Origin of the sequence: Mesorhizobium sp. M0243, from assembly GCF_040321775.1 — a bacterium.
In the GTDB taxonomy this organism is placed as follows: domain Bacteria; phylum Pseudomonadota; class Alphaproteobacteria; order Rhizobiales; family Rhizobiaceae; genus Mesorhizobium.
The window spans coordinates 95,747-121,159 of record NZ_JAMYSF010000003.1; the positions used below are offsets into that span (position 1 = coordinate 95,747).

General features: G+C 62.1%; 27 protein-coding genes. 11 read left to right on the plus strand and 16 right to left on the minus strand.

The features are described 5' to 3' along the window. Nucleotides 1-96: 96 nt before the first annotated feature. Nucleotides 97-564 (minus strand): Lrp/AsnC family transcriptional regulator, encoded by a 468-nt coding sequence (locus NKJ11_RS04565; protein WP_352792773.1) that lies wholly within the window; start codon nt 562-564, stop codon nt 97-99. A 138-nt stretch (nt 565-702) separates the two neighbouring features. Between NKJ11_RS04565 and hppD the strand changes: the two genes are divergently transcribed. The 3 genes from hppD to NKJ11_RS04580 all read left to right on the plus strand — a co-directional run bounded on the left by hppD (nt 703) and on the right by NKJ11_RS04580 (nt 2,483). Further along, entirely contained in the window at nt 703-1,815 is a 1,113-nt protein-coding gene (gene hppD, locus NKJ11_RS04570) for a 4-hydroxyphenylpyruvate dioxygenase (RefSeq protein WP_352792775.1), read from the plus strand. A gap of 69 nt (nt 1,816-1,884) precedes the next feature. Beyond that, on the plus strand, nt 1,885-2,109 hold the full coding sequence (locus NKJ11_RS04575) for a type II toxin-antitoxin system Phd/YefM family antitoxin (RefSeq protein ID WP_023813589.1): 225 nt from the start codon (nt 1,885-1,887) through the stop codon (nt 2,107-2,109). After that, on the plus strand, nt 2,106-2,483 hold the full coding sequence (locus NKJ11_RS04580) for a type II toxin-antitoxin system VapC family toxin (protein ID WP_352792776.1): 378 nt from the start codon (nt 2,106-2,108) through the stop codon (nt 2,481-2,483). The genes NKJ11_RS04575 and NKJ11_RS04580 overlap by 4 nt, the downstream gene beginning before the upstream one ends. A 19-nt stretch (nt 2,484-2,502) precedes the next feature. Here NKJ11_RS04580 and NKJ11_RS04585 read toward each other — a convergent pair whose 3' ends face one another. The 5 genes from NKJ11_RS04585 to hmgA are packed head-to-tail and all read right to left on the minus strand — an operon-like array spanning nt 2,503 to nt 6,558. Further along, a complete protein-coding gene (locus NKJ11_RS04585; RefSeq protein WP_352792778.1) occupies nt 2,503-3,039 on the minus strand; it encodes a DinB family protein in 537 nt (178 codons plus the stop codon). Nucleotides 3,040-3,043: 4 nt separating this feature from the next. Continuing rightward, nucleotides 3,044-3,331 (minus strand): hypothetical protein, encoded by a 288-nt coding sequence (locus tag NKJ11_RS04590; protein ID WP_128305083.1) that lies wholly within the window; start codon nt 3,329-3,331, stop codon nt 3,044-3,046. Between the two features lie 4 nt (nt 3,332-3,335). Beyond that, nucleotides 3,336-4,349: a fumarylacetoacetate hydrolase family protein gene (locus NKJ11_RS04595; protein ID WP_128305082.1), complete on the minus strand. Its 1,014-nt coding sequence runs from the start codon at nt 4,347-4,349 to the stop codon at nt 3,336-3,338. Continuing rightward, nucleotides 4,346-5,233 carry an MBL fold metallo-hydrolase gene (locus tag NKJ11_RS04600; RefSeq protein ID WP_352792899.1) on the minus strand — a complete coding sequence of 296 codons (888 nt, stop codon included), beginning with the start codon at nt 5,231-5,233 and terminating at the stop codon, nt 4,346-4,348. The genes NKJ11_RS04595 and NKJ11_RS04600 overlap by 4 nt, the downstream gene beginning before the upstream one ends. 11 nt (nt 5,234-5,244) lie before the next feature. Beyond that, nucleotides 5,245-6,558 carry a homogentisate 1,2-dioxygenase gene (gene hmgA, locus NKJ11_RS04605; protein WP_352792779.1) on the minus strand — a complete coding sequence of 438 codons (1,314 nt, stop codon included), beginning with the start codon at nt 6,556-6,558 and terminating at the stop codon, nt 5,245-5,247. Nucleotides 6,559-6,645: 87 nt separating this feature from the next. Here hmgA and NKJ11_RS04610 point away from each other — a divergent pair, with 87 nt between their 5' ends. Together NKJ11_RS04610 and NKJ11_RS04615 are read left to right on the plus strand one after the other, a co-directional pair. Continuing rightward, nucleotides 6,646-7,113, plus strand: coding sequence for a MarR family winged helix-turn-helix transcriptional regulator (locus NKJ11_RS04610; RefSeq protein WP_352611658.1), 468 nt, complete (start codon nt 6,646-6,648; stop codon nt 7,111-7,113). Between the two features lie 154 nt (nt 7,114-7,267). Beyond that, a complete protein-coding gene (locus tag NKJ11_RS04615; protein WP_352678555.1) occupies nt 7,268-7,774 on the plus strand; it encodes a DUF2380 domain-containing protein in 507 nt (168 codons plus the stop codon). An 8-nt stretch (nt 7,775-7,782) separates the two neighbouring features. On the opposite strand, the gene tdh is transcribed toward NKJ11_RS04615, so the two are convergent. Both tdh and NKJ11_RS04625 read right to left on the minus strand, forming a co-directional pair. Then, entirely contained in the window at nt 7,783-8,817 is a 1,035-nt protein-coding gene (tdh, locus tag NKJ11_RS04620) for an L-threonine 3-dehydrogenase (RefSeq protein ID WP_352678558.1), read from the minus strand. Nucleotides 8,818-8,869: 52 nt separating this feature from the next. Continuing rightward, nucleotides 8,870-10,057, minus strand: a complete 1,188-nt coding sequence (locus NKJ11_RS04625; RefSeq protein ID WP_352611657.1) for a glycine C-acetyltransferase — start codon at nt 10,055-10,057, stop codon at nt 8,870-8,872. 332 nt (nt 10,058-10,389) lie between these two features. On the opposite strand from NKJ11_RS04625, the gene NKJ11_RS04630 reads away from it, so the two are divergent. Both NKJ11_RS04630 and NKJ11_RS04635 read left to right on the plus strand, forming a co-directional pair. Continuing rightward, nucleotides 10,390-12,456 (plus strand): putative bifunctional diguanylate cyclase/phosphodiesterase, encoded by a 2,067-nt coding sequence (locus tag NKJ11_RS04630; RefSeq protein WP_352611656.1) that lies wholly within the window; start codon nt 10,390-10,392, stop codon nt 12,454-12,456. 133 nt (nt 12,457-12,589) lie between these two features. Continuing rightward, complete coding sequence (locus NKJ11_RS04635; protein WP_352442452.1) at nt 12,590-13,330, plus strand: polysaccharide deacetylase family protein; 741 nt, start codon at nt 12,590-12,592, stop codon at nt 13,328-13,330. Here the strand turns inward: NKJ11_RS04635 and NKJ11_RS04640 are convergent. From NKJ11_RS04640 to NKJ11_RS04650, 3 genes are all read right to left on the minus strand, one after another. Continuing rightward, nucleotides 13,318-13,767, minus strand: coding sequence for a type II toxin-antitoxin system VapC family toxin (locus NKJ11_RS04640; RefSeq protein ID WP_023813577.1), 450 nt, complete (start codon nt 13,765-13,767; stop codon nt 13,318-13,320). The two genes, NKJ11_RS04635 and NKJ11_RS04640, sit on opposite strands and share 13 nt — an antisense overlap. A gap of 8 nt (nt 13,768-13,775) precedes the next feature. Further along, nucleotides 13,776-14,018: a type II toxin-antitoxin system Phd/YefM family antitoxin gene (locus tag NKJ11_RS04645; protein ID WP_023813576.1), complete on the minus strand. Its 243-nt coding sequence runs from the start codon at nt 14,016-14,018 to the stop codon at nt 13,776-13,778. A gap of 77 nt (nt 14,019-14,095) precedes the next feature. Further along, nucleotides 14,096-14,521 carry a MarR family winged helix-turn-helix transcriptional regulator gene (locus NKJ11_RS04650; protein ID WP_128305073.1) on the minus strand — a complete coding sequence of 142 codons (426 nt, stop codon included), beginning with the start codon at nt 14,519-14,521 and terminating at the stop codon, nt 14,096-14,098. Nucleotides 14,522-14,636: 115 nt separating this feature from the next. Here NKJ11_RS04650 and NKJ11_RS04655 point away from each other — a divergent pair, with 115 nt between their 5' ends. After that, nucleotides 14,637-15,044 (plus strand): hypothetical protein, encoded by a 408-nt coding sequence (locus NKJ11_RS04655; protein WP_127258021.1) that lies wholly within the window; start codon nt 14,637-14,639, stop codon nt 15,042-15,044. A 144-nt stretch (nt 15,045-15,188) separates the two neighbouring features. On the opposite strand, the gene NKJ11_RS04660 is transcribed toward NKJ11_RS04655, so the two are convergent. Next, a complete protein-coding gene (locus tag NKJ11_RS04660) occupies nt 15,189-17,234 on the minus strand; it encodes an NADH:flavin oxidoreductase (RefSeq protein WP_023813573.1) in 2,046 nt (681 codons plus the stop codon). A gap of 101 nt (nt 17,235-17,335) precedes the next feature. On the opposite strand from NKJ11_RS04660, the gene queF reads away from it, so the two are divergent. Continuing rightward, on the plus strand, nt 17,336-17,797 hold the full coding sequence (gene queF, locus NKJ11_RS04665) for a preQ(1) synthase (protein WP_010915503.1): 462 nt from the start codon (nt 17,336-17,338) through the stop codon (nt 17,795-17,797). 9 nt (nt 17,798-17,806) lie between these two features. Here the strand turns inward: queF and NKJ11_RS04670 are convergent, their stop codons facing one another. From NKJ11_RS04670 to NKJ11_RS04685, 4 genes are all read right to left on the minus strand, one after another. Next, nucleotides 17,807-18,406, minus strand: a complete 600-nt coding sequence (locus NKJ11_RS04670; RefSeq protein ID WP_023813572.1) for a hypothetical protein — start codon at nt 18,404-18,406, stop codon at nt 17,807-17,809. 4 nt (nt 18,407-18,410) lie between these two features. Next, nucleotides 18,411-18,890, minus strand: a complete 480-nt coding sequence (locus NKJ11_RS04675; protein WP_023813571.1) for a DUF3828 domain-containing protein — start codon at nt 18,888-18,890, stop codon at nt 18,411-18,413. Between the two features lie 96 nt (nt 18,891-18,986). Next, the gene (locus tag NKJ11_RS04680) at nt 18,987-20,636 is read right to left on the minus strand and encodes an ABC transporter substrate-binding protein (RefSeq protein ID WP_023813570.1); all 1,650 of its coding nucleotides are present in this window, start codon (nt 20,634-20,636) and stop codon (nt 18,987-18,989) included. Nucleotides 20,637-20,677: 41 nt separating this feature from the next. After that, nucleotides 20,678-22,228: a trimethylamine methyltransferase family protein gene (locus NKJ11_RS04685; protein WP_013532332.1), complete on the minus strand. Its 1,551-nt coding sequence runs from the start codon at nt 22,226-22,228 to the stop codon at nt 20,678-20,680. Between the two features lie 90 nt (nt 22,229-22,318). Between NKJ11_RS04685 and NKJ11_RS04690 the strand changes: the two genes are divergently transcribed. Together NKJ11_RS04690 and mutL are read left to right on the plus strand one after the other, a co-directional pair. Then, a complete protein-coding gene (locus tag NKJ11_RS04690; RefSeq protein ID WP_127288978.1) occupies nt 22,319-23,221 on the plus strand; it encodes a LysR substrate-binding domain-containing protein in 903 nt (300 codons plus the stop codon). 276 nt (nt 23,222-23,497) lie between these two features. Beyond that, nucleotides 23,498-25,372, plus strand: coding sequence for a DNA mismatch repair endonuclease MutL (gene mutL, locus NKJ11_RS04695; protein ID WP_128305109.1), 1,875 nt, complete (start codon nt 23,498-23,500; stop codon nt 25,370-25,372). Nucleotides 25,373-25,413 lie beyond the last annotated feature (41 nt).

The following is a 25,413-nucleotide window of genomic DNA, read 5'->3' on the forward strand; positions in this document are numbered from 1 at the left end:
ATTCGCGACATCCAATCTCCCCCCTTGCGGGGGAGATGTCCGGCAGGACAGAGGGGGGTGCTGCCCCTCCGACGTATCAACTGAAATCCGTTCTGCCTAAATCGGCAGCGCGCCGGTTTCCTTCAGCGTCTCCAGCACGATCGCCGTTTTTACATGCTGCACGGATTCGTGCGGCAAGAGCACGCCGTTGACGAATTCCGACAGCGACTTCAGGTCGGGCGTCACCACTTTCAGGATGTAATCCATCTCGCCGGTCAGCGCGTGCGCTTCCTGCACCTCGGGCAGCCGCGCCACCAGTTCACCGAAGCGCCGCGCATTGTCGTGATTGTGCGTGGCGAGTGTGACCGAGATGACGTTGACCAGCGAGAAGCCGAGCTTGTCGCGATCGAGAACGGCGCGATAGCCCTTGATAAAGCCGTCTTCCTCCAGTCGCTGGCGGCGGCGCGAGCATTGCGACGCCGACAGGTTCACCCGCTCCGAAAGATCGTTGTTGGTGAGCCGCGCATCACCCTGCAATAGCGCCATTATCTTGCGGTCGAACCGATCAATCCGCGTCTCATCCATGGCTTTTCCTCATATCATGCACGCTTCACGCATGACATCATCATTTCATGCGTTTGAATGCAAGCACCGTGCGCCTCCTCCGCGTTATGATCGTGTCAAAGGGCCTTTTCAGGCCAGGCCAGCTTTCGGAGGAATATCATGGGTCCCTTCCCGCACCACGCCCCGCCCGCCAAGATCAGCAAGGACAACCCGGCCGGCACCGATGGTTTCGAGTTTGTCGAATTCGCGCATGCGGAGCCGGAAAAACTGGCCGAGCTGTTCACCCGCATGGGCTATGCCGCGGTGGCCAAGCACCGCACGAAAGACATCACCATCTGGCGCCAGGGCGACATCAACTATGTCGTCAATGCCGAACCCGGCTCGCATGCAATGAAATTCGTCGACAAGCACGGCCCTTGTGCTGCCTCTATGGCCTGGCGGGTGGTCGATGCCAAGCACGCTTTCGATCACGCGGTTGCCAAGGGAGCCACGCCTTACGAAGGCGCCGACAAGGCGCTCGACGTGCCGGCAATCATCGGCATTGGCGGCTCGCTGCTCTATTTCATCGAGACCTACGGCAAGAAGGGTTCGGCCTATAATGCCGAGTTCAAATGGCTGGGCACTCGCGACCCGCGGCCGGAAGGCGTCGGCTTCTATTACCTCGATCACCTGACCCACAATGTCTATCGCGGCCAGATGGACAAGTGGTGGGATTTCTACCGCAATCTGTTCGGCTTCAAACAGATCCATTTCTTCGACATCGACGGCAAGATCACCGGCCTGGTGAGCCGCGCCATCACCTCGCCCTGCGGCAAGATCCGCATTCCGCTGAACGAGTCCAAGGACGAGACCAGCCAGATCGCCGAATACCTGAAGAAGTACAATGGCGAGGGCATTCAGCACATCGCTGTCGGCACCGACGAGATCTACGCCGCCACCGACAGGTTGGCCGAGAACGGCCTGAAGTTCATGCCCGGCCCTCCGGAGACCTACTACGACATGTCGTATGACCGCGTGAATGGCCATGACGAACCGATCGAGCGGATGAAGAAGCACGGTATCCTGATCGACGGCGAAGGCGTCGTCGACGGCGGCACGACCAAGATCCTGCTGCAGATCTTTTCGAAGACCGTGATCGGCCCGATCTTTTTCGAGTTCATCCAGCGCAAGGGCGACGAAGGTTTTGGCGAGGGCAACTTTCGCGCGCTGTTCGAATCCATCGAGCAGGACCAGATCAAGCGCGGGGTGATCAAGGTTCAGGCTGCGGAGTAGGTAGATTCGAACCGGGCTTCTTGCGGCGCGACCAATTATGACCTAAATTATGGTCATAAGGATCGCGCTATGAATGTTTCCATCGCCGAGGCCAAGGCCAAATTGTCGGAACTCGTCAGCCGCGCGGAAGCCGGCGAGGAGATCGTTCTCACACGCCACGGCAAGGTGGCCGCGCGCATCGTACCGCCGGCAGCGGCCGAACCACTGCCGCGTATTGGCGCCTTGAAGGGCAAGATTTGGATTGCGGACGATTTTGATGAACTCGGTCCCGAATGGGACGAGTACGTGAAATGACGGTCGGCCCGTTTCTCGCCGACACGCATATCATCCTGTGGTCGATTTCAGACGATCCACGTCTCAGCCAGCACCACCGCGCTGTCTTGGCTTCGGAAGCGGTGGTGTTCGCGAGCGCGGCAAGCGTCTGGGAAATTGCCATCAAACGCTCAATCGGAAAACTCAACGCGCCGGACGATCTGCCAACGCTGCTTCCCAGAATGCAATTTCAGCCACTTGCCGTCACTTTGCAGCATGCGAACGCCGTCAGCAGCCTACCCCACCATCATGGTGATCCATTCGACAGACTGCTGATCGCGCAGGCGCAAATGGAGGACCTAGCAATCCTTACATCCGACCCGTGTTTTGCCCGTTATGATGTCGCTCTGGGATGATTAGCGAGACAAGTCGCTCTCACAAACCCAACCGCTCGACCTCTCTCTCCCTCAGCTTCGCATCATAATAGAGCAGAAATTCATCCAATTGCGGCGGCTTGACCGACGTGCCCGAAAGCATTGCGTGCACCTGGCCGCGGTGATGGATGTCGTGCAGAAAGACATGGGCGAGGATATCGCCGATGCGCTCGGGGATCATGCCGTCCTCGCGCCGGTCGGTGATGACGCGGCGATCGAGATCGTCGGCCGACAGCCTATCGCAGAAGGCGATCAGCCTGCGGTCAGCTGCGACCTGCGCCGCAAACAACGCCGCCGGCTCGTCGAGGGGCACGAAGTCGTCATGGGCGGCAGCACCGAGACCACCCTCTTCGACAAAATCGAGATAGAGAAGATCGACCGCAAGGATGTGGTTGAGCGTTGCCTTGATCGATGGAAAGAAGCTGGTGCGTTCGGCCTCGAACTCACCTGGCTGGAGGGACAGCACCGCGCGGTAGAGCCGGTCGTTCGACCACAGATTGTTGCCGGCCATACGGCGCAGATGGTCAAGCAGATTCACGAGATCAGCCCCCTGCCCGCACCAGATACAAGCCCGCCCACATAGCTGCAAATCCCGCAAGAACGATCAGCAGCAGCCGGTTCATGCGCCGACGCATGGCTTGCGTCTCCTCATCCCGGGCGACTTTCATGTTGGTGATGGTGTGCAACATCATCGCCTTGCGCGGAAAGCCGCTGCGGTTGGTCAGGTCAGGCGAGCGCGCCTCGATGCGGTAACTCAGCCGGATCGCCTGGATGAAGACCGCCAGTATGGCGAGTGCCCAGACACCGGCCAGCAGATAGACCCCCGTCATTCCCTTACCTCTCGTATTTCTCGACCTTCTGCTCGATGGCGCCGAAAATCGAATGCCCGGCCTTGTCCCTCATCTCGATGCGTACCGTGTCGCCGAAGCGCAGGAACGGCGTTTGGGCTTCGCCTGACACGATGGTCTCGATCATGCGCAGTTCGGCGATGCAGGAATAGCCGGCGCCGCCGGCCGAGACAGGTTTGCCCGGCCCGCCGTCGAGCTTGTTGGAAACGGTGCCGGAACCGATGATCGTGCCGGCGGCAAGCGGCCTGGTCTTGGCAGCGTGAACGATCAGCGCCGGAAAATCGAAGGTCATGTCGACACCGGCATTGGCCCGGCCGAACGGCTTACCGTTGAGGTCGGCGAGCAACGGCAGGCTGACCTTGCCGCCGTCCCAGGCGTCACCCAGTTCGTTCGGCGTGACCGCGACCGGCGAAAACGCCGAGGACGGCTTTGACTGGAAAAAACCAAACCCCTTCGCCAGTTCCGGTCCGGTGAGCGCGCGCAGCGTGACGTCATTGACCAGCATGACCAGCCGGATCGCAGCGCGCGCTTCTTCGAGAGTGGCGCCCATCGGCACGTCGTCGACAATGACGGCGACCTCGCCCTCCATGTCGATGCCGAAGCCTTCGTCAGCCATGCGGATCGGGTCACGTGGCGGAATGAAGGCGTCCGAGCCGCCCTGGTAGATCAGCGGGTCGGTCCAGAAGCTCGCCGGCATCTCGGCGCCGCGCGCTTTGCGCACCAGCTCGACATGGTTCACGTAAGCCGAGCCGTCGGCCCATTGATAGGCGCGCGGCAGCGGCGAGTGGGCGTCATGCTCGTGGAAGCGCTCCGCCGGCATCGCATTGTTCTCAAGCGATTCCGCTATTGTCGCGAGATGCGGGGCGATGCGGCGCCAGTCGTCGAGCGCCGCCTGCAGCGTGCGCACCAGGAACGAGGCGTCGGTGAAGCGTGTCAGGTCGCGCGAGACGACGACGAGTTTTCCGTCGCGCGTCCCGTCCTTCAATGTGGCAAGCTTCATGCGATTTCCTCTCCTTGTGCAGCTTTCCCGCTGCTTAACTCCACAACAAGGCCGTCGCGGGCGATCGTCAAGTCGCCAGCCCATGTTTTCCTGACAGCTGCAGTCCAGTCGGCCTCGCCGATCCCGGGATCGTCGGCTGGAATGAGGTGATTGAGCACCAGTCTCTTCACCCCGGCATCGCTGGCGACGCTGCCGGCCTCTTCGGCAAAGCTGTGGCTGGCAAGCAGATGCTCTTTCAGCCGCGCGCCATTGCCGGTCCTGGCCACCAGCCGCTCGATGCCTTCCTCCAGCATGGCTTCATGGACGAGGATATCCGCACTCCGGGCGAATTCGGTGAGCGGCGGAAAGAAGGCCGTGTCAGCGGAGAACACCACGCTTTTCCCGCCGTGTTCGAAGCGCAGGGCAAAACAGTCGGTCACCGGCGGATGCTCGACGCGCAGCGCCGAAACCGTCAAGCCGCCCTGCTCGAGCACCTGGCCTTCGCCGAATTCGACGATCGAAACCAGGTCTCGAATATCCGGCCGGCCCTCGTCGACGACGCGGATTTCGATGTCGAAGTCCATCGCCTGGCAAAAGCGCTGCCAATAATGATCCGTGCCGGGCGGACCGAACACGTGGACCGGCGCCGCCAGACCCGCCGTCCAGGCGGTGTGGATCAGCGGCCCCAGCTCCAGCACATGATCGGAATGCAGATGCGTGATGAAGATCAGGTCGAGCGATTTCAGGCTGATGCCGGCGTCGACCAGACCGCGCGTCACGCCAAGTCCGCAGTCGACAACGATGCTGCGGCCGCCGATCTGCAGCAGCGACGAACTTGGCCATGGGCCACCCGGCCGCAGTGCCGGGCCGCCCTTCGAGCCAAGAAGCACCAGCCGATCCGGCATTGGCTCGGTGCTCAAGACCAGTCGCCCTCGGGCGTGCCGTTGAAACGCTTCTTCAGATCCGCCCAGCAGTCGATGTAATTGTCCTGCCGGGTTTCGAGTTCGGCGCCGTAGCGGGTCAGCATCTGCGGAAATCGGGTCTCGAACATGAACGCCATGGTGTTGTCGAGCTTGACCGGTTTCAGGTCCGCGCGCGAGGCCTTTTCGAAGCCAGGCGCATCCGGCCCATGGGCCAGCATCAGATTGTGCAGGCTGATGCCGCCGGGCACAAAGCCTTCTTCCTTGGCGTCGTACTGGCCATGGATCAGGCCCATGAACTCGCTCATGATGTTGCGGTGATACCAGGGCGGCCGGAACGTATCTTCGGCCACCAGCCAGCGCGGCGGGAAGATGACGAAGTCGATATTGGCCGTGCCCTCCTCGCCGCTCGGTGCGGTCAGCACCGTGAAGATGGACGGGTCGGGATGGTCGAACAGCAGCGCTCCGACCGGCGAAAAGGTCGCCAGATCATATTTGTAGGGCGCGTAGTTGCCGTGCCAGGCAACGACGTCGAGCGGCGAATGGCCGATCTCGGTGACATGGAAATTGCCGCACCATTTCACCGTCAGCCGGCAAGGCGTTTCCTTCTCCTCGAACCAGGCGCAAGGCGTCTTGAAATCGCGCGGATTGGCCAGGCAATTGGCGCCGATCGGGCCACGGTCGGGCAGCGTCAGCTTGGCACCGTAATTCTCGCAGACATAGCCACGCACTTCGGCATCGACCAGTTCGACCTTGAAGACCAGACCGCGCGGCAGCACGGCGATCTCGCCGGGCCGAAGCTCTATGACGCCCATCTCGGTGACCAAGCGCAAGGCGCCGACCTGCGGCACGACCAGCAATTCACCGTCGGCGTTGAAGAAATGGTCGTCGACCATCGAGGTGTTGGCGACATAGACATGCGCTGCCATGCCCGCCTGACCGAGCACGTCGCCTGATGTGGTGATGCTGCGCATGCCCTTGATAAAATCGGTCGGCTCCTTCGGCATCGGCACCGGATTCCAGCGGTACTGGCCAAGCGCCAGTTCGTGATCACCGACATTGGGCGCGCTCTTCCACAAGGGATAGCTCGCCGGCTTGAAGCGGCCGGTGTGCTTCACACTTGGCCGGATGCGGTAGAGCCAGGAGCGCTCATTGGTGCCGCGCGGCGCGGTGAAGGGCGAGCCCGAAAGCTGCTCGGCGTAGAGGCCGTAGGCCGGCCGCTGCGGGGAATTCCGTCCTTGCGGCAGCGAACCGGGCAGCGTCTCGGTTTCGAAGTCGTTGCCGAAGCCCGGCATATAGGAAAAGGCCATTGCTTCCTCCCGAAATGGATATCAATTGACCAAACTGGTTTCATTTGTAACCATTGAAAATGTAACCATCAATGGCGACTTTGAAAAATGGTGATCAAGAGCGAAGCGTCCGACGCGCCTGAAATTCTCAATCTGGAAAATTTCCTGCCCTACCGGCTGCACCGGCTTGCCGAGGCCGTCAGCCGGGAATTCTCGAGGATATACAAGGATCGTCACGGCCTCACGCGTCCCGAATGGCGCACGCTGGCCGGGCTCGGACAGCGTGGCACGATGACGGCGACGGCGCTGGGCGAACAGTCGGCCATGCACAAGACAAAGGTTTCGCGCGCTGTCGCCGAACTCGAACGGCGTCGCTGGCTGACGCGAAAACCGGACGAAAAAGACCGCCGTATCGAACATTTGACGCTGACCGGAACGGGGCTTGCCGCCTATCGCGAGATGGTGCCGCTGGCGAAGGCGTTCGAACGGGATTTGCTGGCAAGACTAAGTGCTGAAGAGCGCGCGGCGATCACCAGCGGACTGGCTGCATTGGAGACCAGTCTGGTCCCGAGCTAGTCCAAGATCAAGCCAATCACTCTGAACGACAGAGTTCGAGCGAGACTGCGTGGGAGCTCCCACCACAGCCAAAGCATAGCATTGCCTTCGATTTGATCGTGATTTGCGTTGTCAGGCCGCGTATAATGCCCATCACACCGACGGGAGGACTACGATGAGCATTCGCACATTAAGTGTCCTGGTGACGCTGCTTGTAGGCACCTGCACATTTGCGCAGGCCCAGCAGACAAAGCCGATGTCGATCGAAGTGTTCCCTTTCGAATTGGAGGATAAGAGCGCCGGGGCGGGAATAATTCCCCCGGATGAATATGACAGGCGCTATCTGTCGGAATCGGCACAAGTTGCGAGGGACATGCTCTCCCAGTCTGGGGGTTTTACAGTAATTGATGTGCCGGCGAGGGATACACAGGCTGCTGCGCCGCACGGATTGCGCAACTGCGCTGGTTGTGAAGGCCCGATTGCCAAGGAGCACGGCGCGTCGCTTGCCTTGCTTGGCGTCGTAACGCGCGTCAACCGAACAGAACATACTATGTTCATTCGCATCCTTGACGCCGAAACCGGGAGACATGTTTCGGAGGGGTTTACCGATCTTCGCATGGGTGCGAACCACGCGTGGCCCCGCTCCGTGAAATGGCTGATGAAAAACAGAATTCTGCGGTAGGGCGGCATCTACCAGTCCATCACCACCTTGCCGGAACTGCCGCTGCGCATCGCATCGAAGCCGGCTTGGAAATCGTCGATGCCGATGCGGTGCGTGATCAGGCCGGAGACATCCAGCGGGCCCTGCACAAGCGCGATCATCTTGTACCAGGTTTCGAACATCTCGCGGCCGTAGATGCCCTTGAGATGCAGCATCTTGAAGATGACCTTGTTCCAGTCGATCTCGAAGCCGGTCGGCGCGATGCCCAGAATGGCGATCTTGCCGCCATTGTTCATGGTGTCGATCATGTCGCGGAAAGCGGGGGCGGCGCCCGACATTTCGAGGCCGACGTCGAACCCCTCGGTCATGCCAAGCGCCGGCATGACGTCGCGCAGCTTTTCCTTCGAGGCGTCGACGACATGCTGGACGCCGAGTTTCTTGGCCAGCGCCAGCCGCACCGGGTTGATGTCGGTGATGACCACTTTGCGCGCGCCGACGCATTGCGCGACGAGCGCGCCCATGATGCCGATCGGCCCGGCGCCGGTCACCAGCACATCCTCGCCGACCAGATCAAAGGACAATGCGGTGTGAACGGCATTGCCCAGGGGATCGAAGATGGCGGCGATCTCGTCGGGCACATCATCGGGGATCGGCACGACATTGTGCTGCGGGATCGCCAGATACTCGCCGAAAGCGCCCGGACGGTTGACCCCGACGCCGAGCGTGTTGCGGCACAGATGCCCCCTGCCCGCCCGGCAGTTGCGGCAATGGCCGCAGACGATGTGGCCTTCGCCCGACACGCGCTTGCCAACCTTGTATTCGGTGACCGCAGCGCCGAAATCGGCAACGGTGCCGACGAATTCATGGCCGGTGACCATCGGCACCGGCACCGTCTTCTGCGCCCACTGGTCCCAATTGTAGATATGCACGTCGGTGCCGCAGATCGCCGTCTTCTTGATCTTGATCAGCACGTCGTTGGGGCCGATCTCCGGCACCGGCACCTCTTCCATCCAGATGCCTGGCTCGGCCTTGGCCTTCACCAGCGCCTTCATCATGTTCGACATGCTTTTGTCCCTTGAATCTCTTGATCCGGAAGCGCTTTTCGATTCCGGCCTTTCAGGAAATGACCCCGAGTTCGCGCCCGACGGCGGCAAACGCTTCCACCGCGCGGTCGATATCGGCGCTGGAATGGGCCGCCGACATCTGCGTGCGGATGCGGGCCTGCCCTTTCGGCACCACCGGGAAGGAGAAGCCGATGACATAGATGCCGCGCTTCAGCATGCGCGCCGCCATCTCCTGCGCCAGGCTGGCATCACCCAGCATCACCGGGATGATCGGATGATCGGCTCCGGCCAGCGTGAAGCCGAGTTTGCCCATCTGCGACCGGAAGCGCGCCGCATTGTCGTAGAGTTTGTCGCGCAGCCCATCGCCGTCTTTGATCAGTTCGAACACTTTGATCGAAGCGCCGGCGATCGCCGGCATCAGCGTGTTGGAGAACAGATACGGCCGTGAGCGCTGGCGCAGCCAGTCGACCACCTGGCCTTTGCCCGAGGTGTAGCCACCGGAGGCCCCGCCAAGCGCCTTGCCGAGCGTGCCGGTGACGATGTCGACCCTGCCCTCGACGCCGCAATGTTCGGCCGAGCCGCGGCCGTTCTGGCCGACGAAGCCGACGGCATGGCTGTCGTCGACCATCACCATGGCGTCGTATTTCTCGGCGAGGTCGCAGACACCCCTGAGATTGGCGATGATGCCATCCATCGAAAACACGCCGTCGGTGGCGATCAACCGGAAGCGGCAGTCTTTCGCCTCCTTCAGGCGCGCCTCGAGATCGGCCATATCGTTGTTGGCGTAGCGGAAACGTTTGGCCTTAGACAGCCTCACGCCATCGATGATCGAGGCATGATTCAAGGCATCCGAGATAATGGCGTCTTCCTCGCCCAGCAGCGTCTCGAACAGGCCGCCATTGGCATCGAAACAGGAGCCGTAGAGGATGGTGTCTTCCATGCCGAGGAAAGAGGAAATCGTGGATTCGAGCTGCTTGTGCTCTTCCTGCGTGCCGCAGATAAAGCGCACCGATGCCATGCCGTAGCCATAGCGGTCGAGCGCCTGCTTGGCAGCATTGCGCAAATCGGCGCTATCGGCGAGGCCGAGATAGTTGTTGGCACAGAAATTCAGCACCTTGTCGCCGCCGACCTCGATCTCGGCCGACTGCGTCGAAGTGATCAACCGCTCCGACTTGTAGAGGCCTGCCGATTTGAGCCCCGCGAGCTCGCTGTCGATGTGGGAGAGGAATGCTGCGGTCATGGTCGGCCTCGTTTGATGTGGGCTGACTGTCGTCTCGTCCGCGCGAAAAATCCATCGCAAAAACGACCGGATCGGTGGCAGGCAGCACGATGCGGCCCCGATGTCGATCATCATGCAGCCGCGGAAACGACGCCGCGACAAACGGTTCTGGCCGATGACCGCTCAAATGCCGGTACGGCGCTAAACGAGCCGATAACCATTTCGCGATCTTTCGACAGCTGCCCCTTTCCGGGCAGCCGTCGATTTCCGGTCCTGTTAACGTTTGCAGTTCAATGGTGCTCATACAAGAATCTTTTGGCAAGAATCCGTAGGCGAGAGGGCCGCCCCCGAAAATGTCGCAGCAGCCGGTGCAAACCGTTTCAGGCAAGCTCATACTGCTGATCAAGGCTGGCTATTGGCTGGCCCTGCTGATCATTGCGGCCATGGTGATCGCCTCCTTCATCCTGCTGCAGCAGATGATGGCCACCCAACAGCACAATCACAACTTGCTCGACATCGTCAGCACGCAAAAGACGCTGTCGCAGCGCATCGTCTTCCTTGCCGGTGCAACGGGTGCCGGTTCACGCGACAAGCAGCCGGCGCTGGTCAGCGCGCTCAAGCAGGCAACGGCGGAGTTCGAGACGAACTACGACCTGCTGCTCGATCAGACGGGAGCCGATCCGCAATCGCCGGCCAAGCTCGACCCGAAGTCGATCGAAAGCGTCCTTTTCGCCAAGCCCTTCCACCTCGACTATTTCTCGGTCGGGCTGATCGCCAATGGCGACCGCCTGATCTCGGCCTATGAATCGCAATTCAGCGGCAATGGCGGTTACAAGGGCGGCGGCGAGCGCGTCAATCTCGACGCCTCTGTCGCCAATGCGACCTTGTCGGGCTATGCCGCGCTCGGCCAGCGCATCACTGCCGACGCCGACGACCGCTCCGAGAAGCTGCTCGCTCTCCATCGCACGCTGTTCTACGCCACAATCGGCGTCATCATACTGGTGGCGCTGTTCATCTTTAGGCCGATGTCGAACGCCATCCTGCGCAAGACGAATGAATTGATCGACGCGCGCAATTCCATGGCCTTCATCGCGGTGCATGACGGCCTCACCGGCCTGCACAACCGCACGTTCCTGACCGATCATTTCGACACGCTGATCAAGGGCACGCACCGGCGTCGCGAACGCCTTGCCGTCGTCCAGCTCGATCTCGACCGATTCAAGCAGATCAACGATACGCTCGGCCACGCCGCCGGCGACTATGTGCTGGTCGTCACGGCACAGCGCATGCGCGATTCCTGCCGGGCGTCGGATCTGTGCGTGCGCCTGGGCGGCGACGAGTTCGTCATGATCCTCGGCGGCGCCGGCGGCACCGAAGACATCAATATGCTGGCGCGGCGCATCCTGGCACACATCAACGAGCCGATCGTCTTCCAGGGCACGACCATTCTCCCAGGCGCCAGCGCCGGCATCGCGGTCTATCCGATCGACGCCGACAATGCTGGGGATTTGCTGGTCCATGCCGATCTGGCGCTTTACTCCGCCAAGAAGCTTGGTGGCGGCAACTTCTCCTTCTTCTCCGAGGAGCTGCGCCGCGAACTCGACTATCGCAAGCAGCTCGAGCACGACATCAAGGTCGCCATCGCCGAGCGGGCGTTCCAGGTCTATTTCCAGCCGCAGGTATCGCTGACCAACGGCACGATCAGCGGCATCGAGGCGCTGGTGCGCTGGAACCATGCGGAGCGCGGCATGATCCCGCCCGGCGAGTTCATTCCGGTCGCCGAGAAATGCGGCTTCATGCCCGAGATCGGCCGCATCGTCATCACCAAGGCGATCAACGAGGCCGCCGAATGGAATCGCGCCGGCATTGCCTTCGGACGGCTTGCCGTCAATGTTTCCGGCACCGAGCTGCGCGAGCACGACTTCGATGTGTTTTTGTTCGAGACGCTGGAAAAGGCCGGGCTGCCGCCGCAGAAACTGTCGCTGGAAATCGTCGAATCCGTCATCCTCGATGACGAAAAGACGGGCATCGCGGCCAAGCTGCGGCACATCCGGGCAGCCGGCGTCCATCTTGAACTCGATGATTTCGGCACCGGCTATGCTTCGCTCAGCCATGTCAACCCGAACGAGATCGACCGGCTGAAGATCGATCGCCGCTTCGTCCAGAACATCCATGAGAATGGCGACAACTCGAAGATCGTCCGCGCCATCACCGAGCTGGCGCGTGGCCTTGGCATCTCGATCGTCGCAGAGGGCGCCGAAACCGAGGCCGAGCTCAATTCGCTGATGGCGATCGGCTGCGACCAGGTGCAGGGCTACTCCATCGCCTTCCCGATGCCGCACGACAAGGCGCTGGAATGGCTGACCGCCCGCATGCCCAAGAAGGCCAAGCTGACGGTGCTGCAAGGAAGCCTGGCATAGGTTTGCCTTTTTGTTTGTGCATGTCGTTATCCCAAAACCGCTGCGCACTTTTGGGCGACATGCACCGGCTCGCCTTGACAAGCCGTTGTGGACATGGCGGCCTTGTCGTGATCGCAACCGGATATCGGGGCCGATGACACCGTTTCGGTTTGTGCTGGCGGCGCTTTTGATTTTTGCGGTTCCCGCCCAAGGGGCCGATCGCATAATCTATCTTACCTTCGACGATGGGCCGCTGAACGGCACAAGCAACATCCTCGATGTGCTGGAAGCCGAGCAGGTTCCTGCAACCCTATTCATGGTCGGCATGCACGCACAGGCTAGCGCCGCCAACAGAGCGCTCGTCCAGCGTGCCAGGCAGCTTCCTTTGGTGACGCTCGGCAACCACAGCTACAGCCATGCTTACAATCACTACCGGCATTTTTACGGCGACACCGAGGGTGTCGTCGCCGACATGGTACGGGCAAACGCGGTGCTCGGGTTGAAGCCCCTGGTGCATGCAAGACTGCCGGGGCGCGACGTGTTCAGGCTGCCCTCCATGTCGAAGAACGACACTTCGCTTGGCCTCGCCCAGGAGGGGCGTGAAGAGCCCGATTACGAGTTTGTCGCGGCCTCAGGCTTCTATCTCTACGGCTGGGACCATGAATGGGTGCACAAGGACAACGGCGAGCCGGTGCAGAGCGTCGATCATCTGGTCAGCGAGATCGATCACCTGTTCGGCTATGGCCGCTTCGTCAAGCCCGGCAAGCTGATCCTGCTGATGCATGACGAGATGTTCCAGAACGCGTTCGACGGCAAGACGAAGCTGACAAACCTGATCACCGCTCTGAAGCTGCGCCATTACACTTTTGGGACAATCCAGGGCTACGACGACTGAGCCGGCAAAGACGGCAAGCTCTTCAGCGGATTGAGCATTGGCACACCAAGTGGCGCGAAATGACGCTCGTTGTCCGTCAGTATCGTTAAACCATGAACCTCGGCAGTGGCAGCGATCGCTATGTCTTCAAATCCAGGCCGGTGCGCCCTCGCCCGATCCAGGATTAGTCCGGCAGCATGCGCGGCGCGCAAATCGAAGGGAAGCACTCTTTCTCCATAAAGGTGCTGAACCGCTTGCCACCAGCCGCGCAGCGAGTTCGCCTTTGTTGTCGCACCCTCACGTTCGGCCTTCGCTATTCCAGCGGCAACTTCGGATGCGGTGACAACGGACAGGAACAGATGGTTGCTCGCCTGGTCGAGCCAAGTCGCCAATGCATGCCGATCCGCTTTCTTGGACGGCGCCATTGCCGAGATGATATTGGTATCCAGCAGAAACATCGACCGCGTTACAACGCGACCTTGCGAGCCGGTTTGCGGGAACGAGGCGGAATATCGCCAAGGTCACCAGGGAAGGCCGCCAACAATTGTCCAAAACTTGGCACGCGCGAAAGCCTTTCATAGTCTTCGAAAGACAGAATGACAGCCTGCTTGCGCCCGTGACGGGTGATGACGGCAGGCGTCCCGGCGACGGCTTGATCGACCACCGCTGAAAGTGTTGCCTTGGCATCCTTCAACTGAATCTCGCGCATAGCTTGCTCCAAAATGACTAGAGTGGTCATATAGCAGAGCAACTCGGATCAAACAAGGCCTGTCGATCCCCCCAAGATCATCCCACATTCGCCCGCAACACGGCCAGCACCTGCGCGAACTCCGCCAGCCGCTCGTCGGACAGTCCGACCCGCAGCCGCTTGTCAAAGGAAAGCGCAGCCTTACGCAATGTCTCGAACATCGCTTCTCCGGCCGCGGTCAGTTCGACCAGATGAACCCGGCGGTTGACGGGATCACGGCGGCGCGTCAGCAGGCCCTGCGCCTCCATCGCGTTGAGATGGTGGGTCAACGTCGCGCCTTGGATGCCGATCATGCCGGCGAGTTCACGCTGATTGGCAAGCTTGCTCGACTTGACCGACAGCAGAGTGAGCCAGACCGGCAGCGTGCCACCGGCCTCGACCAGGGCAGCGTCGAAGGCCTGGGCAACCAGCTTGGCGGTTCGTCCGAGATTCATGCCGACTGGCGGGCGTTCGAAGGGTGTCATTGCAGGACACTAGACGGTGTCATGCACGGATGGAACTGGCGCGACTTATACATTGACATCTAACCATTTGATATCTAATTACCGAGAGATGGCGGGCTAAAGAGGAAATCCGGTTATGCAATATGTCTACATCGTCGTTATCGGCCTTCATGTCATGGCAGGTGTATTCTGGGCGGGTACGACGATCGCGGTCGGCCGTGACCCGGACATCCGGGCGGAACGGTTCTTCCGGCCGCAAATGGGCGCTGCCGGTCTGGTTTTCCTGACCGGCATACTGCTCTGGTATTTCTTTCACGAGGGCGTTTTCGGCTCGATGGAGAAGGTGCTGGCGCTGGGCATCGTGACGGCCCTGATCGCCGCCGGCGTGCAAGGCGCGCTGGTGGGCTCAGCCAGCAGGCAGCTTGCCGGTGCCGATGCGGCAACGGAAAGCCAGTTGCGCGCGAAGATGACAAGAGGCGAGCGCATCGCAGGGGGGCTGCTGGTGCTGACCGTGCTGTGCATGGCCACGGCCAGAATGTTTTGAGCGCCGCCCACGCAGCACAAGCTCACAGAATCGTACGTTGTCTGGCGACGAGCCAATGACGTGCGGGCGCGCGGCCAGACCGAAGTATACGGGCTCTCGTACGCAGGTCCGACCGCGCGCCACCGATCCTCGCAATAGCTAATTTCAGATACGCAAGCCGAACCTGATGCCGTCATAGATGGCGGCGTGGATGTTGCGCGAGGCGACCGCGTCGCCGATGCGGAACAGCACGAAGCCGCCTTCTGGATTGCGCTTGGGAAAGATGTCGCCACCACTCACCAGCCGTTCGTAGTCGACCGCACCGCCATTCTTCGACAGAGGCTTTAGCGATAGGTAGAGATCATCGAGCGGCAGCGTACCGTGCTCGACCACCACCTGGTCGACCCTGCGCTCGCCGCGCCAGCCATCGGCGAAATCCGAAGCCAGCTCTGCGATCAGTTGATTGCCCTCGCGCCGCACCGAACGCAGCCGCGTGTTGATGGTGATGGTGACGCCCTTTTCCTGAAAGGCCCTGATATAGGGCACATGGTTCATGCCGCCCATTTCCGGGGCAAAGAAACGCTCCGGCGATACAAGCTCGAGTTTCGAGCCGGCATTGGCGATCAGTTCGGCGGCGCCCATGCCCTGATGGCCGCCATTGTCGTCATAGAGCAGCACATTTTCGGCCGGCTTGACGCTGCTGGCCATGATGTCCCAACTCGAGGTGACAAGGTTGTCGCCGGCCGTCAGCGGCGGGTTCTGCGGCAGGCCGCCGGTAGCGACCACCACCACATCGGGCGACAGCGCCAGGACATCGTCTTTTTCCGCCCAAGTGTCGTAGCGGATCTCGACGCCGAGCCGGTCGAGTTCAGCCAGCCGCCAGTCGATGATACCGATCAGTTCCTTGCGGCGCGGGTTCTGCGTCGCCAATCGCACCTGGCCGCCGGCCTGGCTCGATGCTTCAAGCACCATCACCTTGTGGCCGCGCTCGGCCGCGACCCGCGCAACCTCCAGCCCGCCGGCGCCGGCTCCGACGACCACGATTTTCTGCTTCGGTCCTTCGGTCTTGACGATGATATGCGGGATTTCGGCCTCGCGGCCGGTCGCGGCATTGTGGACGCAAAGCGCTTCGCCGCCCTCATAGATGCGGTCGAGACAATAGGTGGCGCCCACGCACGGGCGGATCTCATGCTCGCGCCCCTCCATCACCTTTTTGATGATGTGCGGATCGGCGATATGGGCGCGGGTCATGCCGACCATGTCGAGCTTGCCGGTGGCGATGGCGTGGCGTGCGGTGGCCACGTCGGATATGCGCGCCGCGTGGAAGGTCGGGAATTTCGTCGCCGCCCTCACCTCTCCGGCGAAATCAAGATGCGGCGAAGAGCGCATGCCGGTTACCGGGATGACCTTGGTCAGCGCCGCATCGCTCTCGATCGAGCCACGAATGATGTTGAGGAAATCGACCTTGCCGGAGCCCGCCAGCCGCCTGGCGATTTCGATCCCCTCCGCCTTCGACAGGCCTTTTTCGAAATCTTCGTCGGCGACCATGCGGATGCCGACGACGAATTTGTCGCCGACAGCTGCCCGCACGGCATCGAGCACCATGTTGGTGAAGCGCAGGCGATTGTCCAGCGAGCCGCCGAATTCGTCGTCGCGATGATTGGTGGCCGGCGACCAGAAGCCGTCCATCAGATGGCCGTAGGATTCGAACTCGATGCCGTCGAGGCCGGCGGCCTCGCAGCGCTGGGCGGCTGAAGCATAGTCGGCGACGATGCGCTCGATGTCCCAGTCCTCGATCGTCTTCGGGAATGCGCGATGCGCCGGCTCACGCACCGGCGAGGCCGAGAGCACCGGCAGCCAGTCGGCCTTGTTCCAGCCGGTACGGCGGCCGAGATGGGTGATCTGGATCATCACCTTGCAGTCGTGCTCGTGGCAGGCGTCGGCGAGCTCGGCCAGCCACGGCACGATCCTGTCGTCATAGACATGCAGATTGCCGAAGGCGGCCGGGCTGTCGCGCGAGACGATCGCCGAGCCGGCGGTCATGGTCAGCGCCATGCCGCCCTTGGCCTTCTCTGCATGGTAGAGCCGGTAGCGCTGTTTCGGCATGCCGTCCTCGGAATAGGCCGGCTCATGGCTGGTCGACATGACCCGGTTCTTCAGCGTCAAATGTTTGAGCTGGTAGGGCTGGAGAAGCGGATCGTTGCTGGTCATCGTCTTCCTGCGGTTTCAAATTGTGCTAATGAGCGGCAAAATTCGTTTTCAAGCATGTCGTCCCGCACGCACTCCGGGCGCATGCGACAAGGATTGCGCCCATGATCGACACCAAAACTCTCACCCAGCTCGGCGCGCACGTCGAGACGCCACAAAGCCCCGAAGCAGCGGTCCTGGAGACCGTACCGTTTTCGCGTGGTGACGGACCGCCGGCGATCGTGCGCTTCACCTGTCCGGAATTCACCTCGCTGTGCCCCGTCACCGGCCAGCCGGACTTCGCCCATATCGTCATCGACTACGCACCCGATGCGGCTCTGGTGGAATCGAAGTCGCTCAAGCTGTTCATGACCTCGTTTCGCAACCATGGCGCCTTCCATGAAGACTGCACCGTCATGATCGGCCGCCGCATCGTGGCGGCAACCAAGCCGCTGTGGTTGCGCATAGGCGGCTATTGGTATCCACGCGGCGGCATTCCGATCGATGTGTTCTGGCAAACGGGCGCTCCGCCCGAAGGCGCCTGGCTGCCCGACACCGGGGTGGCGCCCTATCGCGGGCGGGGTTGAGCTCGCCCATCATTCGCACTGATATTGGCTGAGTGCCCATTCGCCGGTCACCGACAGCAGGTCCGATATCTTCCAGTCGCCGTCGACCCTCTTGAATTTCCATTCCAGCCGGTGCGGGTTGCCCGATATGACGAAGGCGACGATGACCTTGGCCTGGTCGCCGTTGATCGCCTCGAGCGTCTTCAGGCTCTTGTCGATCTCGGCCTTGTCGTAATCGGCATTATCGAGCGCCATGTTGGGGTCGAGGCACTCGCCCTGCCCGGATTTGCGCAAGGCGTCGCTCTTGTCGAGCACGGTTTTGGCCGGGTCGATGAAATGGCTTCGCTCGGCTGGATCGATCTCCAGCCCGACCTGATCGTAAAACGGCCGCACCACAGCGGTCGGCGAGCCCGGCTGGATCGGTGCGGCCGGCGCGGCTTCGGCTGGCGACCATCCAACAGGCGGCGTTGCCGGTTCCACTCCGGTTCCGGGTGCATTTGCGGGCGGAGCCCCGCTGTCGCCCGGCGCGGCGTCAGCCGGCGGCGCACCCAACAGGCCTTGCGCGGCGGCGCCGCTCAGAGCCGCCAGCAGACACACACCCGACAGGGCCAGCAACCGGCGATGGGCCATCGCTTCACTCCGGCGTCTGGCCGGCCATGCATTCCAGCGCACTGAGCGTCCAGTCGCTGGTCTTGGAAGCGATGTCCGATATCTTCCACTTGCCGTCGATCTTCTTGAGCGACCAGAGCATTTCACGTTTGGAATCATCGCCCTCGGAGAACAGGCTGAAGGATACCGTGACCTGTGCGTTATCGCCATCCAGCTTCTCAGACAGTTTCAGCGTTTTCGAGACGGTTTTCTGATCGAAATCCTGGGCGTCGAGACCAGGATCGAAATCGATGCAGGCGACCTGGTCCGGGTTCTTCTTCGTTGCCTGGTCGTTCAACTCGAACAGTTTCGTCACCGGTTCGGTGAACCGGTCCCGATATTGTTCGTCGGCCTCGAACTTGACCGCCGGGACATAGAAGAACTTCACCGCATCGGACGCCGGTCCGGCGACGGCGGCGGCCGGCAGGGCTATCGAAAGGGCGGCAACGAGCACTGTCAGTCTCATGCAGAATCTCCGGCTTTTGATGGCTTGAGCCTATCAATACCACGTATCCTGCATATCGGCTTTTTTGCGGCTCATGAAGTCCTGCAGCGCCTTGTTTCAGCCGTCCAGCCAGACGTTCTGAAGGTCCATCTCGAATGTCTGGTGGACACCATAGTTCTTCACCTTCTTGTTCTGGTGGCTGTAGAGCTTCTGCCAGAACGGCTGAATAATGACGCCCGAATCCTGCAGGATCTGCTCGACATCCTTCATGACCTCGCGTCGTTTCTCCACGTCGATGAGCGATAGCGCCTGCTTGAGCTTGGCGTCGAAATCGGGGTTGGAATATGCCGATTCATTCCAGGCCTCGCCGGTGCGATAGCCGAGCGCCAGCACCTGGACGCCAAGCGGGCGCATGTACCAGATCGTCATCGAATAGGGATATTTCGTCCAGTCGTTCCAGAAGGTCGAACCCGGCAGCACCGTGCGCTTCACCTTGATCCCGGCATCGCGCAGCTGGCCGGCAATGGCGTCGCCGGTATTCTTCTGCCAATCGTCCTCGATGGTGATCAGCTCATGCTCGAAGTCAGCCTGTCCGGCTTCCGCCATCAGCTTCTTGGCGCCGGCGGCGTCGCGTGTCTTCTTGGGCAGCGGATAGTATTCCGGATGGATCGGGGCAACGTGGTGGTTTTCACCAGGGGTGCCTCGCCCGGCGTAACCAAGTTGGAGGACCGCATTGTTGTCGACGGCCATTTGCAGGGCGTTGCGCACCCGCTTGTCGTCATAGGGCTTGTGGGTAATGTTGGTGCGCGCAACCAGCGTCGTCGCCGTCGCCACCTCCGATTTCACCAGATCCATCTTGTCGAGAATGTCGATGAAGTCGGCGGGCGACTCGAAATTGAGGTCGATCTCACCCGATTCGAACGCGTTAACGGTGGCGTTGAAATCGGTGCCGTAGTCGATGAACTCGACGCTGTCGAGCGGCGCTTCACCACCCCACCATTTGCCATTCTCACGACGCTTGACGACCGCCTTCTGGCCGACATCGTAGGAGACCAGTTCGAACGGTCCCGTGCCGATCGGCTTCTTGATCGGATCGGCACCATCGGCATCGAAGCTGCGATGGACGACGAGCGCCGGATAGTCGGTGAAATTCGGGATCAGTGAAATGTCTGGTTCGCTTAGCTTCAGCTTGACCGTGTTGTCGTCGACCTTGGTGATCGCACCATCCCTGGCCTTGCCGGTCTTTGTGTCGATCAGCGCGCCGACACGGGCGGCCATGGAATTGCCGGCGACATTCTTCTCGCACCAGCGCGTCAGATTGTGAGCGACGTCATCGGCGTTGAAGGCATCGCCGTTGTTCCATGTGATGCCCTTGCGCACATGCAGCACATATTCGGTGGCGTCGTCATTGATATCCCAGCTTTCGAGCAGAACCGGCTCGAAGGTGAACTGCCTGGTATAGCGGACAAGCGGCTCCAGCCAGCAACGCGAAATGTTCGCCAGTTCCACCCAGTCGTAAGTGCGCGGATCCTTCTGTCCCTTCACCGACATCGAGACGCGCAGCGTTCCGCCTTTCTTCGGCTCTTCGGCCAAGGCCCGATCCGGCACGGCAAGACCGATCATGCCATAGGCAAGCGCCGTCGATGCGCCGAAGGCGCTTGCCAGCGCCAGGAACTCGCGCCGGTCGACACGACCCGCGCGTGCTTCGACCGCCATTGCCTCGATAGCGCTCGGCACGCGATCGCCACTGCTTCTGAAGAATGCCATTTTTTCCTCCCGTCTGGTTCCCTTGATCTTGGTTCTTCGCGTCAACTGACGCTGTCCGGCAGCCTCTCCTCGCGCCGCGCGATGAAATCCATCAGGCCATCGGCGATGCCTTCATCGAGCTTCGGCTCCTCGTAATCCGCCAGCATGTTGCGCGCCTTCTCGCGGCCGCGCGTGTCGTGGTCCTTCGCCCCTTCCGCCTTCCACTGTTCGAACGAATTGAAGTCCATGATCGAGGGCATGAAGAAGGCGGATTCGAAATGTTCGAGCGTATGCTGGGTGCCGAGGAAATGGCCCTGCGGTCCCACCTCGCGGATGGCCGCCATGGCTTCCTTGAAATCGTCGAACGGCAGACCGCCGGCATATTTGTACCAGCCGATGAGCTGTTCGCAGTCGGTGGCGAATTTCGAATAGCCGCAGGTCAGGCCGGCCTCGAGCCATCCCGCGGAGTGCCAGATGTAGTTGGCGCCGGCGAGGATGGCGGCATGCATCAGCATGTTCGCCTCGTAACCCGCCTGGGCGTCGTTGAGCTTCGACCCGACATGAAAGCCGGACGTGCGCCACGGCAGCCGGTATTTCCGCGCCAAGGCTCCCATCAGATACATCATCTGCGCCGCCTCGGGCGTGCCGCCCATCGGAGCGCCGGTCTTCATGTCCACCGTGACCATGAACTGCCCGTAGATCTGCGGCGACCCTGGGCGCAGCAGTTGCGTGAAGGCGACGCCCGCCAGCGCTTCCGCATTGACCTGCGCAACCGCGCCCACGGCGGACGCCGAAGTCGAGGCGCCGCACAGTGCGAAGGGTGCGAGGATCAGCGGCTGGTTGCTTCGCGCATAGACCTTCATCGCGTCCAGCATGGTGGCGTCCCACACCAGCGGCGAATTGCAGTTGGTGATCGACACCAGGACCGGATTGTCGCGGACGTAATCCTCGCCGAACACGATGCCTGCCATCGCCATCGTGTCTTCCGCCCGCTCCTTGGACGTGACGATGCCCATGAACGGCTTGTCGGAATGCTTAAGCGCGGAATGGATGATGTGGAGGTGACGCTTCGGTACCGCGATTTCCATCGGCTCGCAAATGACCGAACTCGATGAATGCAGCGCCGGCGCCATGTAGGCGAGCTTGTGGAAATTGTTGAGGTCGGCCAGCGTGCCGTAGCGCCTGTTGTTGTCGAGATCGCGAACATAAGGCGCGCCATACATCGGCACGAAGATGGTATTGTTGCCGCCCACCCGCACCGTACGCTGCGGATTCCTCGCATTGAGCGTGAACTCCGACGGGACCTTCGATACCAGCTCCATCAGCAGGGCCCGGTCGATCCGCACACGAGTTTCCGAGACATCCGCGCCCGCCGCCTTCCACAGCGCGATAGCCTCGTCGTCGCGGAATTCGCATCCCACCTCTTCGAGGATCAGGAGCGACTCCTCGTGGATCAGCTCGACCGCCTCATCGGGGACCATCTGGTAGACGGGGATCTGGCGGACCAGGGTCGGGAACGACGTTACGGGGGCTCCGCGCAGCGCCTTGCGCCCCAGGCGGCCGCCACTGCGGCGGTTGGCATGTTCGGTCACTTCAGGGGCCGGTGCGTTCATGGCAACTCCATTCCACTCATGAAGGAGCCTAGCGCGACAAAATGGTGATGTGACGCTGGAAAATCCTGATCTCTTGTATAAGCTCAGCTTATGCGAAGCCTGCGCCACCTCCTGCCCTCGGCCGGCAGCCTGATCGTCTTCGAGGCGGCCGGGCGGCTTTCGAGCTTCACCGCCGCCGGCCGCGAGCTCGGCATGACGCAGGCCGCCGTCTCCTATGCCGTGCGCGGGCTGGAAGAGCAGCTTGGCGCCAAGCTGTTCCAGCGCCGCCACCGCCAGGTTCTCCTGACCGAGGCCGGCGAGCGCTTCCATGCCGATGTCTCGCTTGGGCTTTCGCATATCCGCAAATCGGCGGAGGATCTACGCCTGCAGGCGACCGGCGGTCATGTCACGCTGGCCGCCTCGACCGCGTTCGGTTCGTTCTGGATGATGCCGCGCCTGCAGCAGTTCCGCGACGAACTGCCGGGCATCGACCTGCGTATCCAGACCGCCGACCGCGACCTCGACATCATCGCCGAAGGCATTCCGCTCGGCGTGCGCGGCGGCGCGCCGCGGGACTGGCCGGACTATCACTCGTTGCCGCTGGCGGACGAGGAGATATTTCCCGTCGCCGGCACCAGCTATGCGGCAAAGTTCGGCCTGCCCAAATCCGCTGCCGAACTGGCCACGCACCGCCTCATCCATCTGGAGGAGCCGTATCGCGAGGCGGCCAGCTGGGACGAATGGTTCCAGTCGGCGGGCGCCAATCTCAGCGATACCGCGCGCGGCCTGCGCATCAACGATTACGGCCTGGTGATTCAGGGCGTCATGGAAGGCCAAGGCATCGCGCTCGGCTGGCGGCACCTCGCCGAGCGGTTGCTGGCGTCGGGCTTGCTGGTGCCGGTGACGGATCATGTGCTGAAGACCGGCAAGGCGTTCTATGTCGTCTGGCCGAAGAACCGGGAACTCAGCGACAACGCCCGCAAGGTGCGAGACTGGCTGGCGGCTCAGGCGTGAGGGGCAGTGCCTCCCTGTCCCTTGGAAGTCGGCGGGACAGCACCCCCCTCTGTCCTGCCGGACATCTCCCCCGCAAGTGGGGAGATTGGCAGTTCCAGCCTCGCCACCCTTCCTGCAGCGCTGCAGATTGGCGAAAGCCGTGGCGACATCCGATCTCCCTCCTTGCGGGGGAGATGGCCGGCAGGCCAGAGGGGGGTGCTGTCCCGCCAGCATCATCGCTATTCCGCCGACATCGAATGCTTTCTCATCGGCGTCGAATCCGCCTATAGTGGCGCCATGCCCATCCGCCAGCTTTCCGAAACGATGATCAACCAGATCGCCGCCGGCGAAGTCATCGAGCGTCCGGCGAGCGTGGTCAAGGAACTGGTCGAGAATGCGCTCGATGCCGGTGCTTCGCGCGTCGAGATCGTCACAGCCGGCGGTGGGCTGAACCTGATCCGCGTCACCGATGACGGCTCCGGCATTCCCGAACGGGAGCTGGCGCTGGCGATCGCACGACACTGCACCTCCAAGCTCACCGAGGATATCAACGACATCCGCTCGCTGGGCTTCCGCGGCGAAGCGCTGCCGTCGATCGGCTCGGTGTCGCGACTTTCGATCCGCTCGCGCACGGCAGCAAGTGACAGCGCCGCCGAGATCGGCATCGAGGGTGGCCGCGTCCTGCCTGTCAGGCCGGCGGCGGCCAATCGCGGCACCACGGTCGAGGTGCGCGACCTGTTCTTCGCAACGCCGGCCCGATTAAAGTTCATGAAGGGCGAGCGCGCCGAAAGCTCGGCCACCAGCGATGTGGTCAAGCGCATCGCCATCGCCTTCCCCGCCGTGCGCTTCACGCTGGCCGGCTCGGACCGCTCGACGCTGGAATTGCCGGCGGCGGATGACAGCGCGGAAGGCAGCCTGCGCCGTGTCGCCCAGGTGATGGGCGCCGACTTTCCGGACAATTCTATTGCCCTCGACGCGATGCGCGAAGGCGTGCATCTGACCGGCCACGTGTCGATCCCGTCCTTCACCCGCGCCAACGCGCTGCAGCAATATGCCTATGTGAACGGCCGCCCGGTGCGCGACAAACTGATCGCCGGCGCCATACGCGGTGCCTACGCCGACGTCCTGCCGCGCGACCGCCATGCGGTGACGGTGCTGTTCCTGACGCTCGACCCGGCCATCGTCGACGTCAATGTTCATCCAGCCAAGGCCGATGTGCGCTTCCGCGATCCCGGCCTTGTGCGCGGACTGATCGTCGGGGCAATCCGACAGGCACTGGCCGATGCCGGCGTCCGCGCCGCCACCACGGGGGCCGCCGGCATGATGGCGGCGTTCCGGCCAGGGGCCGCATCCTACGGCCACGGTGGAGCGGCAAACGGCCACCGCAGCTACGACGCGGCCTACCGCGCCTCGGGTCCGTCCGGCTTCGATCCCGCCCGGTCGTCGCAGCGGCCGCTCGATATGGGTTTCGAGGGTGCGGGCTTCCAGCAGCGCGGCTTGCATGAAAACGAGCAAGCGGCTTTCGATGCCGGTCCGCAGCATAGCGCCGATGCACGCGCAGGGCAGGATGAAGCGGCCGAGACGCTGCTCGGCGCGGTGCTGGGCGCGGCGCGCGCCCAGGTGCATGAGAACTACATCGTCGCCCAGACCAGGGATTCGCTCATCATCGTCGACCAGCATGCGGCGCATGAACGGCTGGTCTACGAGGCGCTGAAGAATGCGCTGCACTCGCGCCCGGTGCCCTCGCAGATGCTGCTTCTGCCCGAGATCATCGACCTGCCGGAGGAGGATGCCGAGCGGCTTGCGCTGCATTCGGAAACGCTGGCCCGCTTCGGTCTCGGCATCGAGCGCTTCGGCCCCGGCGCCGTCGCGGTGCGCGAGACGCCGTCGATGCTGGGCGAGACCAATGTCGGGCAATTGGTGCGCGACCTCGCCGACGAGATCGCCGACAACGACACGGTCGACACGCTGAAGGAGCGGCTGGACAAAATAGCCGCGACCATGGCCTGCCACGGCTCTGTGCGCTCCGGCCGCCTGCTCAAGGCCGAGGAGATGAATGCCCTGCTGCGGCAGATGGAGGCGACGCCCGGCTCGGGCACCTGCAATCACGGTCGCCCGACCTACATCGAACTCAAGCTGGCGGATATCGAACGGCTTTTCGGGCGGCGATAGCTGCGGACGGATTGCGGGCCATCGCTTCACCACTTGAGACC

Excerpts from the sequence above, each read along its gene's own strand:
- tdh (WP_352678558.1), bottom strand. The coding sequence starts at position 8,817 with ATGTCGAACATGATGAAGGCGCTGGTGAAGGCCAAGGCCGAGCCAGGC.
- NKJ11_RS04615 (WP_352678555.1), top strand. The coding sequence starts at position 7,268 with ATGAGCATTCGCACATTAAGTGTCCTGGTGACGCTGCTTGTAGGCACC.
- NKJ11_RS04660 (WP_023813573.1), bottom strand. The coding sequence starts at position 17,234 with ATGACCAGCAACGATCCGCTTCTCCAGCCCTACCAGCTCAAACATTTG.
- hppD (WP_352792775.1), top strand. The coding sequence starts at position 703 with ATGGGTCCCTTCCCGCACCACGCCCCGCCCGCCAAGATCAGCAAGGAC.
- NKJ11_RS04680 (WP_023813570.1), bottom strand. The coding sequence starts at position 20,636 with ATGGCATTCTTCAGAAGCAGTGGCGATCGCGTGCCGAGCGCTATCGAG.
- hmgA (WP_352792779.1), bottom strand. The coding sequence starts at position 6,558 with ATGGCCTTTTCCTATATGCCGGGCTTCGGCAACGACTTCGAAACCGAG.
- NKJ11_RS04575 (WP_023813589.1), top strand. The coding sequence starts at position 1,885 with ATGAATGTTTCCATCGCCGAGGCCAAGGCCAAATTGTCGGAACTCGTC.
- NKJ11_RS04610 (WP_352611658.1), top strand. The coding sequence starts at position 6,646 with ATGGTGATCAAGAGCGAAGCGTCCGACGCGCCTGAAATTCTCAATCTG.
- NKJ11_RS04630 (WP_352611656.1), top strand. The coding sequence starts at position 10,390 with ATGTCGCAGCAGCCGGTGCAAACCGTTTCAGGCAAGCTCATACTGCTG.
- NKJ11_RS04595 (WP_128305082.1), bottom strand. The coding sequence starts at position 4,349 with ATGAAGCTTGCCACATTGAAGGACGGGACGCGCGACGGAAAACTCGTC.
- NKJ11_RS04600 (WP_352792899.1), bottom strand. The coding sequence starts at position 5,233 with ATGCCGGATCGGCTGGTGCTTCTTGGCTCGAAGGGCGGCCCGGCACTG.
- NKJ11_RS04685 (WP_013532332.1), bottom strand. The coding sequence starts at position 22,228 with ATGAACGCACCGGCCCCTGAAGTGACCGAACATGCCAACCGCCGCAGT.
- NKJ11_RS04580 (WP_352792776.1), top strand. The coding sequence starts at position 2,106 with ATGACGGTCGGCCCGTTTCTCGCCGACACGCATATCATCCTGTGGTCG.
- NKJ11_RS04635 (WP_352442452.1), top strand. The coding sequence starts at position 12,590 with ATGACACCGTTTCGGTTTGTGCTGGCGGCGCTTTTGATTTTTGCGGTT.
- NKJ11_RS04650 (WP_128305073.1), bottom strand. The coding sequence starts at position 14,521 with ATGACACCCTTCGAACGCCCGCCAGTCGGCATGAATCTCGGACGAACC.
- NKJ11_RS04625 (WP_352611657.1), bottom strand. The coding sequence starts at position 10,057 with ATGACCGCAGCATTCCTCTCCCACATCGACAGCGAGCTCGCGGGGCTC.
- queF (WP_010915503.1), top strand. The coding sequence starts at position 17,336 with ATGATCGACACCAAAACTCTCACCCAGCTCGGCGCGCACGTCGAGACG.
- mutL (WP_128305109.1), top strand. The coding sequence starts at position 23,498 with ATGCCCATCCGCCAGCTTTCCGAAACGATGATCAACCAGATCGCCGCC.
- NKJ11_RS04675 (WP_023813571.1), bottom strand. The coding sequence starts at position 18,890 with ATGAGACTGACAGTGCTCGTTGCCGCCCTTTCGATAGCCCTGCCGGCC.
- NKJ11_RS04670 (WP_023813572.1), bottom strand. The coding sequence starts at position 18,406 with ATGGCCCATCGCCGGTTGCTGGCCCTGTCGGGTGTGTGTCTGCTGGCG.
- NKJ11_RS04640 (WP_023813577.1), bottom strand. The coding sequence starts at position 13,767 with ATGTTTCTGCTGGATACCAATATCATCTCGGCAATGGCGCCGTCCAAG.
- NKJ11_RS04565 (WP_352792773.1), bottom strand. The coding sequence starts at position 564 with ATGGATGAGACGCGGATTGATCGGTTCGACCGCAAGATAATGGCGCTA.
- NKJ11_RS04655 (WP_127258021.1), top strand. The coding sequence starts at position 14,637 with ATGCAATATGTCTACATCGTCGTTATCGGCCTTCATGTCATGGCAGGT.
- NKJ11_RS04690 (WP_127288978.1), top strand. The coding sequence starts at position 22,319 with ATGCGAAGCCTGCGCCACCTCCTGCCCTCGGCCGGCAGCCTGATCGTC.
- NKJ11_RS04590 (WP_128305083.1), bottom strand. The coding sequence starts at position 3,331 with ATGACGGGGGTCTATCTGCTGGCCGGTGTCTGGGCACTCGCCATACTG.
- NKJ11_RS04645 (WP_023813576.1), bottom strand. The coding sequence starts at position 14,018 with ATGCGCGAGATTCAGTTGAAGGATGCCAAGGCAACACTTTCAGCGGTG.